Source organism: Sphingorhabdus sp. (assembly GCF_035329025.1).
GTDB lineage: Bacteria > Pseudomonadota > Alphaproteobacteria > Sphingomonadales > Sphingomonadaceae > Sphingorhabdus_B.
This window is the reverse complement of the sequence record NZ_DAOLHN010000095.1, coordinates 1-2216: the sequence shown is the minus strand read 5'-3', so window position 1 is coordinate 2216 and position 2216 is coordinate 1. Positions and strand designations below refer to the sequence as shown.

General features: G+C 59.4%; 2 protein-coding genes. Both read left to right on the top strand.

The features are described from left to right. A partial coding sequence (atpA, locus tag PKC81_RS14670; protein WP_324337355.1) for a F0F1 ATP synthase subunit alpha occupies positions 1 to 1016 on the top strand: 1016 nt, incomplete at its 5' end. Between the two features lie 119 nt (positions 1017 to 1135). Further along, the gene (locus PKC81_RS14665; RefSeq protein ID WP_324337353.1) at positions 1136 to 2014 is read left to right on the top strand and encodes a F0F1 ATP synthase subunit gamma; all 879 of its coding nucleotides are present in this window, start codon (positions 1136 to 1138) and stop codon (positions 2012 to 2014) included. The last annotated feature ends 202 nt before the right edge of the window (positions 2015 to 2216 follow it).

The window sequence follows — 2216 nt, the reverse complement described above, 5'->3', positions numbered from 1 at the left end:
AGACCGGCAAGACCGCCGTCGCCATCGACACCTTCATCAACCAGAAGGGCGTCAATCAGGGCAAGGACGAGTCTAAGAAGCTTTATTGCATCTATGTCGCCGTCGGCCAGAAGCGCTCGACTGTCGCACAGATCGTCCGCGCACTCGAAGAACAGGGCGCGATGGAATATTCGATCGTCGTCGCCGCAACCGCTTCGGAACCCGCTCCTCTGCAATATCTCGCTCCGTACACCGGCGTGACGATGGGCGAATATTTCCGCGACAATGGCATGCATGCCGTGATCGTTTATGACGACCTTTCCAAGCAGGCCGTGGCTTACCGTCAGATGTCGCTGCTGCTGCGTCGTCCTCCGGGCCGTGAAGCCTATCCCGGCGACGTTTTCTATCTCCACAGCCGCTTGCTCGAGCGCGCAGCTAAGATGTCGGACGCCAATGGCGGCGGTTCGCTGACCGCGCTGCCGATCATCGAAACCCAGGCCGGTGACGTTTCAGCCTACATTCCGACCAACGTGATTTCGATCACCGACGGCCAGATCTTCCTTGAAACCGATCTTTTCTATCAGGGTATCCGCCCTGCGATTAACGTCGGTCTCTCGGTCAGCCGTGTGGGTTCGGCCGCACAGACCAAGGCGATGAAGAAGGTGTCGGGCTCGATCAAACTCGAACTCGCCCAGTATCGCGAAATGGCGGCTTTCGCCCAGTTCGGCTCGGATCTCGACGCGTCGACGCAGAAGCTGCTCAACCGTGGTGCGCGCCTCACCGAACTGCTCAAGCAAAAGCAGTATAGCCCGCTGCCGTTCGAAGAGCAGACCTGCTCGATCTTCGCCGGCACCAATGGTTATCTCGACGGCATAGCCACCAGCGACGTGACCCGTTTCGAAGAAGCGATGCTCGCCGACCTGCGCGCCAACCATGCCGACGTGCTGAAGGGCATTCGCGACAGCCGCGACTTCAGCGACGACAGCAAGAAGGCGCTGGTTGCCGCACTCGACAAGTTTGTGAAGACATTTGCGTAAGGATTAAACCACACACTCGTCACCCCCGCGCAGGCGGGGGTCCATCACCCAAGATGGAAATTTACAGCTCAGGTGATGGATTCCCGCCTTCGCGGGAATGACGAAAAAAGGGAATTGAGATGGCATCGTTAAAAGCCCTCAAAATACGGATCAACTCGGTCAAATCGACCCAGAAGATCACCAAGGCGATGAAGATGGTCGCTGCCGCGAAGCTGAAGCGCGCGCAAGAGGCTGCTGAAGCCTCGCGCCCTTATGCCGAGCGGCTGGAGAAGGTGGTGTCGTCCATCGCGTCCAAGGTCACCGTCGGCCCGCAGTCGCCCAAGCTTCTTGCCGGAACGGGCAAGGACGATGTCCACCTGTTCGTAGTCGCCACCAGCGACAAGGGGCTGGCTGGTGCGTTCAACACCAACATCGTCCGCCTCGCCCGCAAGCGCGCTGACGAGTTGAAAGGTCAGGGCAAGACCGTCAAATTCTACACCATCGGCAAGAAGGCGAAGGACGGGCTTGTCCGTTTCTATCGCAACGACATTGTCGAAAGCGTTGAGCCCGGCGATCTGGGCAAGCTCGGATATGACGCCGTCAAAAGCTGGTCGGACGATCTGATCGCACGCTTTGAAGCCGGTGAATTCGATGTCGCGCACCTGTTCTTCAACAAATTTGTCAGCGTCCTGACGCAGGAGCCGACCGAATTGCAGTTGATGCCGGTTGCCTTGTCGAACGACAACGCGCCTGCCGGTGCATCGGCCTCGGTCGAATATGAACCCGATGAGGAAGAACTCCTCGCCGATCTGCTGCCGCGCAATGTTGCCGTGCAGCTGCTGCGCGCCCAGCGCGAAAATGCGGCGTCGGAACAGGGTTCGAAAATGACCGCGATGGACAACGCCACGCGCAACGCGGGCGACATGATCAACAAGCTGACCATCCAGTATAACCGCACCCGCCAGGCTGCGATCACCACCGAACTCGTTGAAATCATTTCGGGCGCCGAAGCGCTCTAAGATATCCAAAAGGCAAGGAAGACGAACATGGCTACCGCCCCGAAGAAAACCGCTGCAAAGGCCGCCGCTCCCAAGGCTGCTGCCGCAAAGGCTGCCCCTGCAAAGAAGGCTCCGGCTAAGGCCGCTGCTGCACCCAAGGCCCCCGCGAAAAAGGCCGCTGCGCCCGCCACGAAGGTTGCCGCTGCAGCAACCGGCCGCGTTT

What these genes read in the sequence shown, in the direction of transcription:
- PKC81_RS14665 (WP_324337353.1), top strand. Translation starts at nt 1,136, where the DNA reads ATGGCATCGTTAAAAGCCCTCAAAATACGGATCAACTCGGTCAAATCG.